At 71.9% G+C, this 14,184-nt stretch carries 15 protein-coding genes; 12 read left to right on the top strand and 3 right to left on the bottom strand.

Annotated elements, in window-relative coordinates; translation table 11 throughout:
• The first annotated feature begins 270 nt into the window (after positions 1-270).
• From FLX07_RS16670 to FLX07_RS16645, 6 genes are read left to right on the top strand one after another with little or no spacing between them, the layout of a single operon-like run.
• The gene (locus FLX07_RS16670) at positions 271-1,413 is read left to right on the top strand and encodes an inositol-3-phosphate synthase (RefSeq protein WP_229689799.1); all 1,143 of its coding nucleotides are present in this window, start codon (positions 271-273) and stop codon (positions 1,411-1,413) included.
• 37 nt (positions 1,414-1,450) lie between these two features.
• Positions 1,451-2,302 (top strand): sugar phosphate isomerase/epimerase family protein, encoded by an 852-nt coding sequence (locus tag FLX07_RS16665; RefSeq protein ID WP_229689798.1) that lies wholly within the window; start codon positions 1,451-1,453, stop codon positions 2,300-2,302.
• Entirely contained in the window at positions 2,268-2,771 is a 504-nt protein-coding gene (locus FLX07_RS16660) for an EboA domain-containing protein (protein ID WP_142571718.1), read from the top strand. The genes FLX07_RS16665 and FLX07_RS16660 overlap by 35 nt, the downstream gene beginning before the upstream one ends.
• 5 nt (positions 2,772-2,776) lie before the next feature.
• Positions 2,777-3,619: a TatD family hydrolase gene (locus tag FLX07_RS16655; RefSeq protein WP_142571717.1), complete on the top strand. Its 843-nt coding sequence runs from the start codon at positions 2,777-2,779 to the stop codon at positions 3,617-3,619.
• Positions 3,620-3,621: 2 nt separating this feature from the next.
• Positions 3,622-4,743 (top strand): metabolite traffic protein EboE, encoded by a 1,122-nt coding sequence (gene eboE, locus FLX07_RS16650; RefSeq protein ID WP_142571716.1) that lies wholly within the window; start codon positions 3,622-3,624, stop codon positions 4,741-4,743.
• A complete protein-coding gene (locus FLX07_RS16645; RefSeq protein ID WP_142571715.1) occupies positions 4,743-6,068 on the top strand; it encodes an alkaline phosphatase family protein in 1,326 nt (441 codons plus the stop codon). The genes eboE and FLX07_RS16645 overlap by 1 nt, the downstream gene beginning before the upstream one ends.
• A 65-nt stretch (positions 6,069-6,133) precedes the next feature.
• On the opposite strand, the gene FLX07_RS16640 is transcribed toward FLX07_RS16645, so the two are convergent.
• Complete coding sequence (locus FLX07_RS16640; protein WP_142571714.1) at positions 6,134-7,312, bottom strand: ROK family transcriptional regulator; 1,179 nt, start codon at positions 7,310-7,312, stop codon at positions 6,134-6,136.
• 292 nt (positions 7,313-7,604) lie between these two features.
• Between FLX07_RS16640 and hemG the strand changes: the two genes are divergently transcribed.
• Together hemG and hemQ are read left to right on the top strand one after the other, a co-directional pair.
• Complete coding sequence (gene hemG, locus FLX07_RS16635) at positions 7,605-9,059, top strand: protoporphyrinogen oxidase (protein ID WP_142571713.1); 1,455 nt, start codon at positions 7,605-7,607, stop codon at positions 9,057-9,059.
• Positions 9,056-9,757, top strand: a complete 702-nt coding sequence (hemQ, locus tag FLX07_RS16630; RefSeq protein WP_142571712.1) for a hydrogen peroxide-dependent heme synthase — start codon at positions 9,056-9,058, stop codon at positions 9,755-9,757. Before hemG ends, hemQ begins: the two co-directional genes overlap by 4 nt.
• Positions 9,758-9,885: 128 nt before the next feature.
• On the opposite strand, the gene FLX07_RS16625 is transcribed toward hemQ, so the two are convergent.
• Positions 9,886-10,647, bottom strand: a complete 762-nt coding sequence (locus tag FLX07_RS16625) for an SDR family NAD(P)-dependent oxidoreductase (RefSeq protein ID WP_142571711.1) — start codon at positions 10,645-10,647, stop codon at positions 9,886-9,888.
• Positions 10,648-10,976: 329 nt separating this feature from the next.
• Between FLX07_RS16625 and FLX07_RS16620 the strand changes: the two genes are divergently transcribed.
• Entirely contained in the window at positions 10,977-11,570 is a 594-nt protein-coding gene (locus tag FLX07_RS16620) for a hypothetical protein (RefSeq protein WP_142571710.1), read from the top strand.
• Positions 11,571-11,573: 3 nt separating this feature from the next.
• On the opposite strand, the gene msrB is transcribed toward FLX07_RS16620, so the two are convergent.
• A complete protein-coding gene (msrB, locus tag FLX07_RS16615; RefSeq protein ID WP_142571709.1) occupies positions 11,574-11,975 on the bottom strand; it encodes a peptide-methionine (R)-S-oxide reductase MsrB in 402 nt (133 codons plus the stop codon).
• A gap of 410 nt (positions 11,976-12,385) precedes the next feature.
• Between msrB and ligD the strand changes: the two genes are divergently transcribed.
• From ligD to FLX07_RS16605, 3 genes are all read left to right on the top strand, one after another.
• Entirely contained in the window at positions 12,386-13,381 is a 996-nt protein-coding gene (ligD, locus tag FLX07_RS16610; protein ID WP_142571708.1) for a non-homologous end-joining DNA ligase, read from the top strand.
• 239 nt (positions 13,382-13,620) lie between these two features.
• On the top strand, positions 13,621-13,788 hold the full coding sequence (locus FLX07_RS36470; RefSeq protein ID WP_167748271.1) for a hypothetical protein: 168 nt from the start codon (positions 13,621-13,623) through the stop codon (positions 13,786-13,788).
• A gap of 71 nt (positions 13,789-13,859) precedes the next feature.
• Positions 13,860-14,138, top strand: coding sequence for a hypothetical protein (locus FLX07_RS16605; RefSeq protein WP_142571707.1), 279 nt, complete (start codon positions 13,860-13,862; stop codon positions 14,136-14,138).
• Positions 14,139-14,184: the final 46 nt, after the last annotated feature.

Here is a 14,184-nt window from a genome sequence, read left to right as displayed (position 1 = left end):
AGCAAGCTACGCGACTTTTTCCCGTCAGGGAAGAAGTCACTTCATGATCTTTTGACCTTTCCACCTTTGAAGGACAAAGTCCGAGGATGCGGGAGGAGTGGCGAGGGGCGGGTGCGGCCGTGGCCGCCGTACCCCCGGGCCGGCCCCGTGCAGGTGAGTGAACTTTTAGTAGCCAACGGGAAGCTTTTGCTTGTCAGTGACGAAAGATGCCTCTTACTATCCAAATGTTCCATGTCACCCTGCATACCCCGAGTTGACGGGAGAGTTGCCGTGCCCATCGGTGTCTGGCTGGTCGGCGCCCGGGGGTCCGTCGCGACCACCGCGGTCGTCGGGGCGGCAGCGGTGCGCGCGGGAGCGGCCCCGCCCACCGGCTGTGTCATCGAGGCCGCGGGCTTCCCGGGAGACTTCACCCCCCTGGGCGACCTGGTGTTCGGCGGTCACGACGTGGTCACCACCCCGCTGCGCAAGAGGGCCGAGCTCCTCACGCAGGCGGGCGTGCTCCCTCCCGTCCTGGCGACCCTGCTCGCCGCCGACCTCGACGCCGCGCAGGCCGAGATCAGGCACGGCTACGTTCCCGGCGAGGAGAGCCAGGCGGATGCCGCGCGGCGGCTGGCCGGCGACATCGCGGACTTCCGGGACAGGCACCGCCTGACCCGCGTCGTCGTGGTGGACGTGTCGTCGACCGAGCCCCCCGCCGAGGTGCCGTACGCCACGCTCGCCGACCTGGAGGAGGCGCTCGCGTCCGGCCGGGACGTGCTGCCCGCCAGCTCCCTGTACGCCTACGCGGCCTTCACGGCCGGGTGCGGCTACGTCGCGTTCACCCCCTCCGCGGGCCCGACGCCGCCCGCGCTGGACGAGCTGGCCCGGCGCAGCGGCCTGCCGTACGCGGGACGCGACGGCAAGACCGGGGAGACGCTGGTCAAGAGCGCGCTCGCGCCGATGTTCGCCGGCCGCGCGCTGCGCGTCCGCTCGTGGTCGGGGCTCAACCTCCTCGGCGGCGGCGACGGCGCCACGCTGGCCGACCCGGCGGCGAGGGAGAGCAAGTCGGCGAGCAAGGCACGGGCCGTCCCCGCGATCGTGGGCGAGGACGTCGAGGGCCTGACGCACATCGACTACGTGGCCGACCTCGGCGAGTGGAAGACCGCCTGGGACCACGTCACGTTCGAGGGATTCCTCGGCGTCCGGATGACCATGCAGTTCACCTGGCAGGGCTGCGACTCGGCGCTCGCCGCCCCGCTCGTTCTCGATCTCGTGCGGCTCGTCGCGCGGGCCCACGAGACCGGGCACAGCGGCGTGCTCCCCGAGCTCGGCTACTTCTTCAAGGACCCGCTGGGCGGCGCAGGGCACGACCTGCCCACCCAGTACGCCCGGCTTGTGGCGTTCGCGAAGGCCCTGTCGGAGGGACGGCCGTGAGGGCCGGCCGGCGGCCGGCGGCGAAGGCGGCCACGTCGTGAGCGTGCCTGTGAACTGGGCCTACTGCACCAACGGTTTCCGCGACCATCCGCTCGACCAGACGCTGGAGGTGCTCGCCGACCTCGGCTACACCGGTGCGGCGGTCACCCTTGACCACGGGCACCTCATGCCCGGGGCCTCCCCCGCGGAGGCCGGGCGGATCGCGGCGCTGGCGGGGCGGCTCGGCCTGGCCCTCGCCGTGGAGACGGGCGGCCGTTACACACTCGACCCCCGGCGCAAGCACTTCCCGACCCTGCTGCACGACGAGGCCGAGGCGCGGGTGGACTTCCTGCGCAGGGCCATGCGGGTCGCGGCCGACCTCGGCGCCCCCGTGGTGCACCTGTGGAGCGGTATCCGGCCGCCCGGGGTGTCCGAGGACCAGGCGTGGGACCGGCTCGTACGGCACTGCGAGCGCCTGCTCTCCGAAGCCGACGAGGTGGGCGTAACGCTCGGGTTCGAGCCCGAGCCGGGCATGCTCGTGGCGGACCTCGCCGGATACGAACGGCTGCGCGACCTGCTCGGCGGGCACCCGAGGTTCGGCCTCACCCTCGACATCGGGCACTGCCGCTGCCTGGAGCCGTACGACGTGCCCGAGTGCGTCGAGCGGGCGCTGCCGCACCTGGTGCACGTGCAGATCGAGGACATGCGGCGGGGCGTCCACGAGCATCTCGAGTTCGGCGAGGGCGAGATCGACTTCCCGCCCGTGCTCGCCGCCCTCGACGGCTTCGGCGGGCTGGTCGCCGTCGAGCTGGCCAGGCACAGCCATGCGGCGCCCGAGGTGGCGCGAAGGTCGATCGAATTCCTGAGGAGGGCACATGACCTGGCTGGCGCGGGCCGTAGCCGACGTTGAGCGCGACCCGGAGACCGTCTACGCGCTGTTTCCACGGGCCGTGCGGGAGGGCGGCCCCGGCGCCCGCGCCGAGCTGCTCGGCGCGCTGGCGAAGGCCCTGCCCGACCCCGCGGCGGCCGTCATGAAGCTCTACTGGCAGGGCGACGCGGGGGAGCGGCTGGAGATCCTGGAGTCGCTTCCGCAGCTCGACCTCGGTCCGGCCGCTCTCCCGCTCGTCCACGACGCCCTGCGGGCCAACGACACCCGGCTGGTCGCCGCCGCGCTCGGCCCGTACGGCTCGGCCTGCCTGGACGACCACGCCTTCCGGCAGGGCGTGCTCAAATGCGTCTTCATGTCCGTCCCGCTCGCGTCGGTCGAAGGCCTCGACCGGCGGTTCGACGAGGACCTGCGGCGCATGCTCGCCGACTTCGCCGCCGAGCGCCGCGCTGCCGGGCGCACCGTTCCCCCCGACGTTCTCGAGAGGCTCTGATTCCGATGCGGATCTTCGATCCCCACGTCCACATGACATCCCGCACGACCGACGACTACGAGCGCATGTACGCCGCGGGGGTCCGGGCCGTCGTGGAGCCCGCCTTCTGGCTCGGCCAGCCGCGCACGAACGTCGGGAGCTTCCTCGACTACTTCGACTCGCTGCTGGGCTGGGAGCCCTACCGCGCCGCGCAGTACGGCATCCGGCACCACTGCACGCTCGCGCTCAACCCCAAGGAGGCCGGCGACCCGCGCTGCGTGGGCGTGCTGGACGAGCTGCCCCGCTACCTGCTGAAGGACTCGGTGGTCGCCGTCGGAGAGGTGGGCTACGACTCGATGACGCCGGAGGAGGACCGCGTCTTCGAGGCCCAGCTCGCACTCGCCGAGGAGCACGGCCTGCCGGTGCTCGTGCACACGCCGCACCGCGACAAGGCCGCGGGGACCCGCCGCACGCTCGACGTGGTCAAGGGCATGGACCCCGGCACGGTGCTGGTCGACCACCTCAACGAGCTGACCGTCGGCATGGTCCACGAGGCCGGCTGCTGGATGGGCTTCTCGATCTACCCCGACACCAAGATGGACCCGGACCGCATGGTCGCGATCCTCAAGGAGTACGGCACCGAGCGGATGATCGTGAACTCCGCCGCCGACTGGGGGCGCAGCGACGTGCTGAAGACCCGAGAGGTCGGCGAGGCCATGCTGGCCGCCGGGTTCACCGACGACGACGTGGACCGGGTGCTGTGGCGCAACCCCGTCGCCTTCTACGGCCAGAGCGGGCGCCTGGCCCTGGACGACGTCGAGTCCGGCGGCGACTACGAGGGCAACACGATCCTGCGCGGGACGCGCTGACCATGCGCCTGCTTCACCCCTCCGGGTCCGTCGTCCACCTGGCGTACTGCACCAACGTCCACCCCGCCGAGGACCTGGCGGGAATCCACGAGCAGCTCACCGGGGTCGCCGCCCGCATCCGCGCGCTGAGCGGCGCCGGGCGGCTCGGGCTCGGGCTGTGGCTGTCGCGCCGCGCCGCCCGGGCGCTGCGCGACGACCCCGCCAAGCTCGCCCGGCTGCGTGCCCGGCTGGACGAGCAGGGGCTCGAGGTCGTCACCCTCAACGGCTTCCCGTACGGCGGCTTCCACGACGAGGTCGTGAAACTGCGGGTCTACCGGCCCGACTGGGCGGAACCGGAACGGCTCGCCTACACCCTCGACCTGGCCGAGATCCTCACCGCGCTGCTGCCCGACGACGTGACCGAGGGCTCGATCTCGACGCTGCCCCTCGCCTGGCGCACCGGCTGGACGCCGGCCAAGGCCGCGGCCGTCAACGCCAACCTGACCGTGCTCGCCCGGGGCCTGCGGGCCCTGGCGGAGCGCACCGGCAAGACGATCCGGGTCGGCTTCGAGCCCGAGCCGGGCTGCGTCGTGGAGACCACCCCGCAGGCGGTGGCGCTGCTCGGCGGCGCCGACCCCGTGCACCTCGGCGTCTGCCTGGACGCCTGCCATCTGGCCGTCGGCCTGGAGGAGGCCGCCGATGCGGCGGCCCTGGGGCTGCCGATCGTCAAGCTCCAGGTCTCCTCGGCCGTGGAGGCGCCGCCGGGCGGCCAGCAGGCGCTGGCGGCGTACGTGGAGGAGCGGTATCTCCACCAGACGCGCTGCGCGGCGGGCTACACCGACGACCTGCCGGAGGCGCTGGCGGGCGGGCTCCCGGCGGACCTGCCCTGGCGCACGCACTTCCACATGCCGCTGCACGCCGCGCCCCCGCCCCCGCTCACCACGACGGCTCCCTACCTGGAGGAGCTGCTCGGGCGGCTCATGATCCCGGACGGGGGCCTCGCCGCCCCCCTCACTCGGCACCTCGAGGTCGAGACCTACACATGGAGCGTGCTGCCCGGCCCGGTGGACATCGCCGAGGGCATCGCGGCCGAGCTCGACTGGACCCGGCGGCGGCTCGCCGCCCTCGGACTTAAGGAGATCTGATGGCGCCCGTCGTCGTCGTGAACGTCGTCGGCCTGACCCCGCGCCTGCTGGCGCACATGCCGAACGTGTCCAAGGTCGGTGCCGCCGCGTCGCTGCGGCCCGTGCTGCCCGCCGTGACCTGCTCCGTCCAGGCCACCCTGCTGACCGGATCGATGCCGCGCGACCACGGCATCGTCGGCAACGGCTGGTACTTCCGCGACCTGGGCGAGATCTTCCTGTGGCGGCAGCACAACCGGCTGATCCAGGGCGAGCAGCTGTGGGACGCGGTGCCCGGGATGCGCACCGCCAACGTCTGCTGGTGGTACGCGATGGGCGGCTCCAGCGACTTCATCGTCACCCCGCGCCCGATCTACTACGCCGACGGGCGCAAGGAGCCCGACTGCTACACCAGGCCGCCGTCGCTGCACGACGACCTGGTCGGCGAGCTGGGCGGGTTCCCGCTGTTCACCTACTGGGGGCCGACCGCGAGCATCGCCTCGTCCAAATGGATCATCGCGGCCGCCCGCCGTATCCTCGCGAAGGAACGGCCCGACCTGCTCATGGTCTACATCCCGCACCTCGATTACGACCTGCAGCGCTTCGGGCCCGACGCGCCCCAGGCCATCGCGGCGGCCCTGGAGGTCGACGCCGCGCTCGCGCCGCTGCTGCGGGAGGACGCGACCGTGGTCGTGCTGTCCGAGTACGGCATCACCAACGCCTCCCGCCCGGTGGACGTCAACCGCGCGCTGCGCCGGGCCGGGCTGCTGGAGGTCTACACCCAGGACGGCATGGAGTATCTCGACCCCTGGGCCTCGCGGGCCTTCGCGGTCGCCGACCACCAGGTCGCCCACGTCTACGTGAACGACACGGCCGACCTGCCCCGCGTACGGGACATCGTGGCCGAGCTGCCGGGCGTGGACGAGGTGCTCGGCCAGGAGGGCAAGGTGAAGTACGGCCTCGACCACGAGCGGGCCGGTGACCTCGTCGCGGTCGCGGAGCCGGACGCGTGGTTCACCTACTACTACTGGCTGTCCGACGACCGGGCGCCCGACTTCGCGAAGCTCGTGGAGATCCACCGCAAGCCCGGTTACGACCCGGCGGAGCTGTTCATGGATCCGAACGACCCGTTCGTGAAACTGCGGGCCGGCACGGCGCTGGCCCGCAAGAAGATGGGCATGCGCTACATGATGTCCGTGGTGCCGCTCGACCCGGAGCCGGTGCGCGGCAGCCACGGCCGCCTGCCCGACGCGGCGGCGGACGGGCCGGTGCTGCTCGGCCCCTTCGACCGGGACGCCTACGCCGCGACCGAGGTCAAGGGCCTGCTGACGCAGCTACTGAAGGGCTGAGATCGTGAAGGCGGCCGCCGTCCCCGCGGGGGATGGCGGCCGTTCCGCGTCCGAAGGCCGCGCGCTCACTCGACGGAGAAGACGTGGTCGCTGATCAGCCGGGTCGCGCCGATGATCCCGGCCGTGTCGCCGAGCTCGGACAAGACGATGGGCAGATTGCCGGTCGCCAGCGGCAGCGAGCGCTGGTAGACGACGCTGCGGATCTCGGCGAGCAGCGCGTGGCCCAGGCCGGCCAGCCCGCCTCCGACGATCACCAGGCCGGGGTTGAAGAAGCTCACGAGCGACGCCAGCACCATGCCCACGTGCCGGCCTCCCTCGCGGATCATCCGCACGGCGGCGGCGTCGCCCGAGGCCGCCGCCGCGGCGACGTCCTGCGCCGTCACAGTTCCCTCGTGCGCGAGCCGTTCCGCGAGAAAGGGGGAGTCGCCCCTGTCCGCGGCGGCGCGGGCGTCGCGGGCCAGTGCCGCCCCGCCGAAGTACGCCTCCAGGCAGCCCGTGTTGCCGCACGTGCACAGCGGGCCGTCGTCGGAGATCCGGATGTGGCCGATGTCGCCGGCGCTGCCGGTCACCCCGCGGTAGATCTCGCCGGCGACGACGATGCCGCAGCCGACGCCGGTGCCGATCTTCACGAGCAGGAAGTCGCCGACGGCCCTGGCGAGGCCCGCGTGCAGCTCGCCGAGTGCCATGATGTTCACGTCGTTGTCCACGAGCACCGGGCAGCCGAACTCGCGGCTCAGCGTCTCCCGCACGGGGAAGCGGTCCCAGCCCGGCATGATCGGGGGCGAGACCGGGGTCCTGTCGAGGAAGCTCACCGGGCCGGGGACGCCGATCCCGACGCCGTGGATATCGGTCGTCTCGCCGGTCCGCAGCTTGCCGACGAGATCGAGGGCCTGCTCCAGCACGGCCTCGGGGCCGTCCCGCACGTCCGCGGGCTTCGACAGATGGCCGACCACCTCCAGCTCGCCGTTGGTCACCCCGACGTCGATGGACGTGGCGCCGATGTCGATGCCGACGAAACGCAGGTGTGAGGCGATCCGCACGATGCCCGACCGCCGACCGCCCCGCGAGGCCGCGAGTCCACCGGATTCGAGGAGGTTCAGCTTGGTCAGCCGGTCGAGTTCGAGTGCGAGCTTCGACGGTGACAGACGGGTCACCTCGCCGAGTTCCGCGCGTGAGCGCGCGCCGTCCTGACGCAGGAGGCGCAGGATCCGCGCCTGGTGCGGGTTCTCGGGGCGAGCCGTCATTCGCTTCACGCCACTCTTCGGTCGGGAATCGGTGCGTGCCAGAAGTGACTCTACTTCTGCTCTGACGGCAACGACTTTATTACAAGAAAGCCAGACTTTTTGCCCTGCATGTTAAAAGTTTCCAGGAATCTTGCGTTCTTGTCGGTTAGCAGGCTGATGTTACGTCTGTGACTGGCCGTTCCCTTTCGGTGGCGGCGAGGTTCCCCGCTTCGCGCCGGGCATGCCCTGCTTCGTCCCGGACACGCACCGCGCCGGTGCGGGACCCTGGCGTACGGGCCGGTAGCTTTGCCCCATGGAAGGGAACGCGGGTCGTCATGTGGTCGTCGTCGGCGGGGGCATCGCGGGTCTGGCCGCGGCGCTGCACCTGAACCGGGCCGACGCCGGCCTGAGGATCACGGTGCTGGAGGCGGCGCCGAGAGTCGGCGGCAAGCTGCACGCCTCTCAGGTGGCGGGGGTGGAGGTCGACGCGGGCGCGGAGTCGATGCTGGCGCGGCGGCCCGAGGGCAAGGAACTGGCCCGGCTGGCCGGCCTCGGCGACGACCTGGTGGACCCCGGCACCACGCGGGCCTCGGTCCTGTCGCGCGGATCGCTGCGCTCGCTGCCCCGGCAGCAGGTGATGGGCGTCCCCTCGGACGTGGTCGACCTCGCGCGCTCGGGCGTCCTGTCGCCGGCCGGACTGGCCCGGGTGCCCCTCGACCAGTTCCTGCCGCCCACGCTCGTGACCGGAGACGTGTCCGTGGCGGCCTACATCCGGGCCCGGATGGGGAGCGAGGTCGTCGACCGGCTGGTCGAGCCGCTGCTCGGCGGCGTGTACGCGGGCCGGGCCGACATGCTGTCGCTGGACGCGACCATGCCGCGGATCGCCGCCGTCGCCCGCACCGAGCGGTCGCTGCTGCAGGCCACCAGGAGCATCACCGCGGAGGCCCCCGCGGACGCCGGGCCGGTCTTCACCACGCTCAGGAGCGGCCTGGGCGCGCTGCCCGCCGCGGTGGCCAAGGAGTCGTGCGCGCAGATCCGCACCGGCGTCACCGTCCGCGACCTGATCAGGACGCCGGACGGCTGGCGGCTGGTCACCGGTCCCACCAGGGACGAGGAGGTGATCGACGCCGACGCCGTCGTCCTGGCGGTCCCCGCGCGGCCCGCCTCCCGTCTGCTGCGGCGGGAGGTGCCGAAGGCGGCGGCCGAACTGGCCGCGATCGAGTACGCCAGCATGGCCATCGTCACCCTCGCCTATCCCCGCACGGCCTTCCCCGAGCCCCCGGAGGGCAGCGGCTACCTGGTGCCGCCGGTCGAGGGCAGGCCGGTCAAGGCCGCGACGTTCAGCAGCGTCAAATGGCCCCATCTGGCCGAGGCCGACCGCAACGTCATGATCGTGCGGTGCTCGGTCGGCCGGCTGGGCGAGGAACTCGTACTCCAGCGTGACGACGCCGAGCTGACCGCCCTGGCGTTGAACGAGATGGCCGAGATCATGGGGGTGCGGGGCCTGCCGCTGGACACCCGGGTGACCCGCTGGGGCGGCGCGCTCCCGCAGTACGACGTGGGCCACCTCGACCGGATCGCCCGCGTGCGCGCGGCGGTCGCCGGGCAGCCCGGCCTCGCCGTCTGCGGCGCGGCGTACGAGGGTGTCGGCATCCCGGCCTGCGTCGCGACCGCCCGCACCGCCGCCAAGCTCGTCCTGGAGCACCTGCGGGAGACACAGCACCCGGCGGCCGGACCGCCACCCCCCACCGGCAGAATAGGGGCATGACGGAGCCTGCCCCGCGGCCGAAGGCGCGCGATCTCAACCTGGTCATCCGCTACACGATGTGGTCGGTCTTCCGGCTGCGCGACCAGCTTCCCGCCGCCCGCGAGGGCGTCGCCGGCGAGGTCGAGGAACTGCTCGCGCAGGCGGCGGGCAAGGACGTGACGACCCGAGGCTGCTACGACGTGGCCGGGTTCCGCGCCGACGCCGACTACATGTTCTGGTGGCACGCCTCCTCGGCCGAGGACCTGCAGGAGACCTACACCCGCTTCCGCCGCACCGCCCTCGGGCGCGCGAGCGAGCCGGTCTGGTCGGCCATGGCCCTGCACCGCCCCGCCGAGTTCAACAAGTCCCACATCCCGGCCTTCCTCGCCGAGGAGGAGCCCAGGGGCTTCGTCTGCGTCTACCCCTTCGTACGGTCCCTGGAGTGGTACCTGCTGGAGGACTCCGAGCGGCGCAGCATGCTCGCCGAGCACGGCAAGATGGCGCGCGAGTACCCCGACGTGCGCTCCAACACGGTCGCCTGCTTCGCGCTCAACGACTACGAGTGGATGCTGGCCTTCGAAGCCGACGAACTGCACCGCATCGTCGACCTGATGCGCCACCTGCGCGGAGCCGAGGCGAGGCGGCACACCAGGATCGAGATCCCCTTCTACACCGGCACCCGCAAGCCGGTCAGCGAGCTCGTCGCCGCGCTGCCCTAGCGATCGGGGGCCCCACGTGGCCGGGCCGGCGCCGCGGCGCCGGCCTCCCGCCATGCCGGCCCCGCCGCCTGCCCCGCTCCACGGCCGGCGGCGGTGCCGGCCGCGGAGCGGTGCCGGGCGGGAAGGGGTCAGACGGCCCAGCGGCCGCCGTCGACGTGGAGGGTCGTCCCGTGGACGAAGCTCGCCCGCGGCGAGGCCAGGAACGTGATCGCCTCGGCGATCTCCTCCGGGGAGGCGGGCCGGCCGGCGGGCAGGGTCCGCGCGAGGGCCTCCAGATCCTCGCCCATGGGCGCGGTGCCCTCCGTGCGGGTCGGGCCGGGGCTCACCGCGTTGACCCGCACGCCCCGGGGGCCGAACTCGGCGGCCCACGACTTGGTGAGGAGCACGATCGCGGCCTTGCTGGAGCCGTACAGGCTGTAGCCGGAGTGGCCGTACTCCGCCACCATCGTGGTGACGTTGACGACCGCGCCCCGGCCGCGCCGGGCCATGGCCGGCGCCAGCTCGGCGACGAGGAAGAACGGTGCCTTCACGTTGACGTCGTAGACCCCGTCGAAGTCCTGCTCGGTCATGTCCGTCGTGGGGGCGAAGGGGTAGACGCCGGCGTTGTTCACCAGCACGTCCACGTGGCCCAGCAGCTCGGTCGCGCGCCGTGCGAGCGAGCGCGCGGACGCCTCGTCGCGCAGGTCGGCCGCGGCGAAGTGCGCCCGGCCGCCTCCCGCGAGGATCTCCTCGACCGCCTGCTTGCCCTGCTGCTCGTCGCGGCCCGACAACACCACCTCGGCGCCGAGCCGGGCCAGCATCAGCGCGGTCACCCGTCCGATGCCCTTGGTGGCCCCCGTGACCAGAGCGCCCTGTCCGGCCAGCTCTCCGGTCGTCACTTCCACGGTCATCACGTTCATCCTCGGTTCGTTCGGTTCGTTCGGTTCGTCGCCGGCCGCCGGATGCGGAGGCTCGGCGCTGCGAGTAGTTGAAAGCCCGGACCGGCGGAGAGCTTCCGGTCCGCTCATAGCGGCCGCTTATGCGCGCCATCAGCCACTTCTTGAGCCCGTCCGCAGGCGCCCGCGATGATCAGCGCCTTCCTGTCCAGGACGAAGCCCGTCGCCGGGCGGAGTGCACAAGGGACATTTGGGCCGATCTTGCGCGAAGAGTCGGAAACGGTCTTGGCCGCTTGGCGTCTTTGCCATACTGTGACGAAGGATCGACGTCTAGGTGAGGCAGAGTGACTAGCGGGCTGGCACGTTCCAGGGGGCGCCGCCGCAAGAGGCGGGCCCGTTCGCACGTCGTCGAGGTGTCCCTCGGGGTGGCCGCCTTCGCCGTCGGAGCCGTCGCGATCGCCTGGCCGCTGTCGCGTTCCGACGCGGCTCCCGGGCACATGGTCGCCGCGCCCACGCCGCAGGCCTCACCGGCCGGCGAGCTGACCGTCGCCAGCGTCGACACCGGCAAGAAGGCGACCCCCAAGCGGGACAAGAAGGCGGCCGAGGAGAAGGCGTCGGGGCCGTCGAAGTACACCGACACCAAGGCGGAGTCCTACTTCCGCGGCAGGTGGAAGGACAAGACCGCCAAGCGGGTCAAGGACATCCGCACCGAGGGCGGCTACCTGCGCATCTACACGAATCTCCCGGAGAACGCCGACAACTCCAAGACCGCGATCACCCTGTGCAAACGCGGCCTGGAGTACCTCGCCGAGCGGGGGGAGCCGAACCCCGTGGTGTTCGTCCAGTCGAGGTTCGGCGAGAACGGCAACCCCGTCCTCGCCAACGTCCTCGGCCCGGACGACGGCGACTGCCGGGTCACCTACCCCAAGCCGAAATAGGCCTCACTCGGCCGGCTGCAGGGTCAGGCAGACGGAGTTGATGCAGTACCGGTCGTCGGTCGGCGTGGGGTAGCCCTCGCCGTGGAACACGTGCCCGAGGTGCGAGTCGCAGCGGGCGCAGCGGACCTCCACCCGGCGCATGCCGAGCGAGTCGTCCTCGCGCAGAGTCACGGTCTCCGACTCGGACGGCTCGTAGAACGACGGCCAGCCGCAGTGCGACTCGAACTTGGCCTCCGACCGGAACAACTCCGCCCCACAGGCGCGGCAGGAGTAGACGCCGACGGTCTTGGTGTCGACGTACTCGCCGCTGAACGGGCGCTCGGTCCCCGCCTGCCGGAGGATTCGGTACTCCTCGGGGGAAAGCTCCGCGCGCCACTCGGCGTCGCTCTTGATTATCTTCTCCATGCTCACCACCCTGCCTTCTGCGATCCCTCGCGGGGATTACGAACTAAGGAACTCCAGGAAGGCCCGGGATCTTCCCCGCACGTCTTCGCGGGTCGAGGCATCCTTTTCCGGGTCTTCCGGCGTCTTCACTGACGAGGGGGTTGATCGCCGCCACCCGCGCGGGGGCGGTCACCCACACCGCCGTCAGGGCGGCGAAGCACCCGACCCGTGCTGGACGCCGCCGGACGGTGAGAGGAGGCCGCCCACGGGCGGCCGCCGTGGTCCGTCCCGTCGCGTGCGGCGCCGTCCGAACGCGAGCGCGCCGTACGCGACCACGAGCCTGCGCCGGGAGGGCGCGGCCGTGGGAGCGCCCGGTCCGGCCGCCGTCGGCAGCCCGGGACGGACCCCCTCGTCCGGGTAGGGTCACCTCCATGGCTTCGCCGTACATCGAGATAGAGGTGGGTGGCCGCACAGTCAAGGTCACCAATCCGGACAAGGTCTACTTCCCGGAGATCGGCGCGACCAAGCGCGACCTGGTGGAGTACTACGTGAGTGTGGGGGACGGCGTGCTGCGCGCCCTGCGAGAGCGGCCGACCTACCTCAAGCGGCACCCCGACGGCGTCGGCACCGAGGCGATCTACCAGAAGCGGATGCCCCGGCACCCCGACTGGATCGAGACCGTCACCGTGCGCTTCCCCAGCGGTCGCACGGCCGACGCGTTCTGCCCGACCGAAGTGGCGGCCATCGCCTGGTGCGCCAACCTCGGCACGATCGACTTCCACCCGTGGCACGCCCGCCGCGCCGACCTCGACCACCCCGACGAGCTGCGCATCGACATCGACCCGCAGCCCGGCACCTCGTTCGAGCAGGCCCGTACGGTGGCGTTCACGGTCAAGGAGATCCTCGACGAGCTGGGCATGACGGGCTTCCCGAAGACCTCGGGCAGCCGGGGAATCCACGTGAACGTGCGCATCGAGCCCCGCTGGACCTTCACCGAGGTGCGGTACGCCGCGATCGCCCTGGCCCGTGAGGTCGAGCGGCGCTCGGACCTCGCGACGAGCGCCTGGTGGAAGGAGGAGCGGGGGGAGAAGGTCTTCATCGACTACAACCAGAACGCCCGCGACCGGACGGTGGTGGCCGCCTACTCGGTCCGCGCCCGGCCCGACGCCCGGGTCTCCGCCCCCGTGACGTGGGAGGAGCTGGCCGACTGCGACCCGCGCGACTTCGACATCACAACGATGCCGGAGCGGTTCGCCAGGCTGGGCGACGTGCAGCGGGCGATCGACGACCGGGCCCACGACATCGGCACGCTGCTGGAGTGGTACGACGCCGACGAGCGGGGCGACATGCCCTATCCGCCGAACTACCCGAAGATGCCCGGCGAGCCGAGGCGCGTGCAGCCGAGCAAGGCGAGGCCGACCGGCTGATCGTGACTTGCCGGGCGACGATTTTGTCCGCGGGTCTCTGCTCTTGATCGGCTCTTGCATTCCCGCCCGGTGTCCCTGGAGACGCGTGCGGGGATGGTCCTGGCGAGCGCCGGCAGGCGGGGGAGCGGGCGCTCGTCCCCGGGCAAGACCGCACTCGGACGAACCTGGAACACCCGGCCTCGCCCTCGTACCGCTGCCGGGGCCGTCGTGCACAAGACCGAGCGGGGGGAGACATCCGAATGTGCCTGAGCTGCGGCTACGGCGAGCCTGAGGACGACCACGGGAGTCCCGACCACGGCACCTGGACGGATCCGCGGAAGACCTCCAGGGTCGCGGACGTCGACCCGGCGCGGGTCGCCGACACCATCAGGCCCGGGATGGAAGCCCTCGGCACGCCACCTTCCTGACGCCGGGCCGTTCTCCCCTGGTTGGACAGTTGGAAGCCGCCGCTAGACCGATATGTATGGAGAGTGACCAAGTGACGACACCGGTCAAGAGGATCACGATGTCCAAGCCGTTCTGCGCCCTCGCGGGCGTCGGCCCGTACGCACTCGCCAAGGCCGGCGAGGTGTACGAGGACATGGCCCTCCGCGGGCGCAGGATCGTGAGCAAGATGAGCCGTGAGGCCGCGCAGGAGTTCGAGGAGACCGCGCACGAGCTGGAGGACATCTCCAGGTCCGCTCGCCAGCAGGAGAGGCAGGAGCGGGAGACCGTCGCCCAGACGGCCGGCAGGGCCCGCGCCACCACGAGGGCCTGACGCGAGGGCCTGACGCGAGGGCCTGACGTGAGGGCCCGTTGGGCCG

This window comes from Microbispora bryophytorum, from assembly GCF_006874465.1.
In the GTDB taxonomy this organism is placed as follows: domain Bacteria; phylum Actinomycetota; class Actinomycetes; order Streptosporangiales; family Streptosporangiaceae; genus Microbispora; species Microbispora bryophytorum.
This window is presented reverse-complemented; position numbering and strand designations above follow the sequence as displayed.

What these genes read in the sequence shown, in the direction of transcription:
- eboE (WP_142571716.1), top strand. Translation starts at nt 3,622, where the DNA reads ATGCGCCTGCTTCACCCCTCCGGGTCCGTCGTCCACCTGGCGTACTGC.
- FLX07_RS16655 (WP_142571717.1), top strand. Translation starts at nt 2,777, where the DNA reads ATGCGGATCTTCGATCCCCACGTCCACATGACATCCCGCACGACCGAC.
- FLX07_RS16660 (WP_142571718.1), top strand. Translation starts at nt 2,268, where the DNA reads ATGACCTGGCTGGCGCGGGCCGTAGCCGACGTTGAGCGCGACCCGGAG.
- FLX07_RS16645 (WP_142571715.1), top strand. Translation starts at nt 4,743, where the DNA reads ATGGCGCCCGTCGTCGTCGTGAACGTCGTCGGCCTGACCCCGCGCCTG.
- ligD (WP_142571708.1), top strand. Translation starts at nt 12,386, where the DNA reads ATGGCTTCGCCGTACATCGAGATAGAGGTGGGTGGCCGCACAGTCAAG.
- hemG (WP_142571713.1), top strand. Translation starts at nt 7,605, where the DNA reads ATGGAAGGGAACGCGGGTCGTCATGTGGTCGTCGTCGGCGGGGGCATC.
- FLX07_RS36470 (WP_167748271.1), top strand. Translation starts at nt 13,621, where the DNA reads ATGTGCCTGAGCTGCGGCTACGGCGAGCCTGAGGACGACCACGGGAGT.
- FLX07_RS16625 (WP_142571711.1), bottom strand. Translation starts at nt 10,647, where the DNA reads ATGACCGTGGAAGTGACGACCGGAGAGCTGGCCGGACAGGGCGCTCTG.
- FLX07_RS16640 (WP_142571714.1), bottom strand. Translation starts at nt 7,312, where the DNA reads ATGACGGCTCGCCCCGAGAACCCGCACCAGGCGCGGATCCTGCGCCTC.
- hemQ (WP_142571712.1), top strand. Translation starts at nt 9,056, where the DNA reads ATGACGGAGCCTGCCCCGCGGCCGAAGGCGCGCGATCTCAACCTGGTC.
- msrB (WP_142571709.1), bottom strand. Translation starts at nt 11,975, where the DNA reads ATGGAGAAGATAATCAAGAGCGACGCCGAGTGGCGCGCGGAGCTTTCC.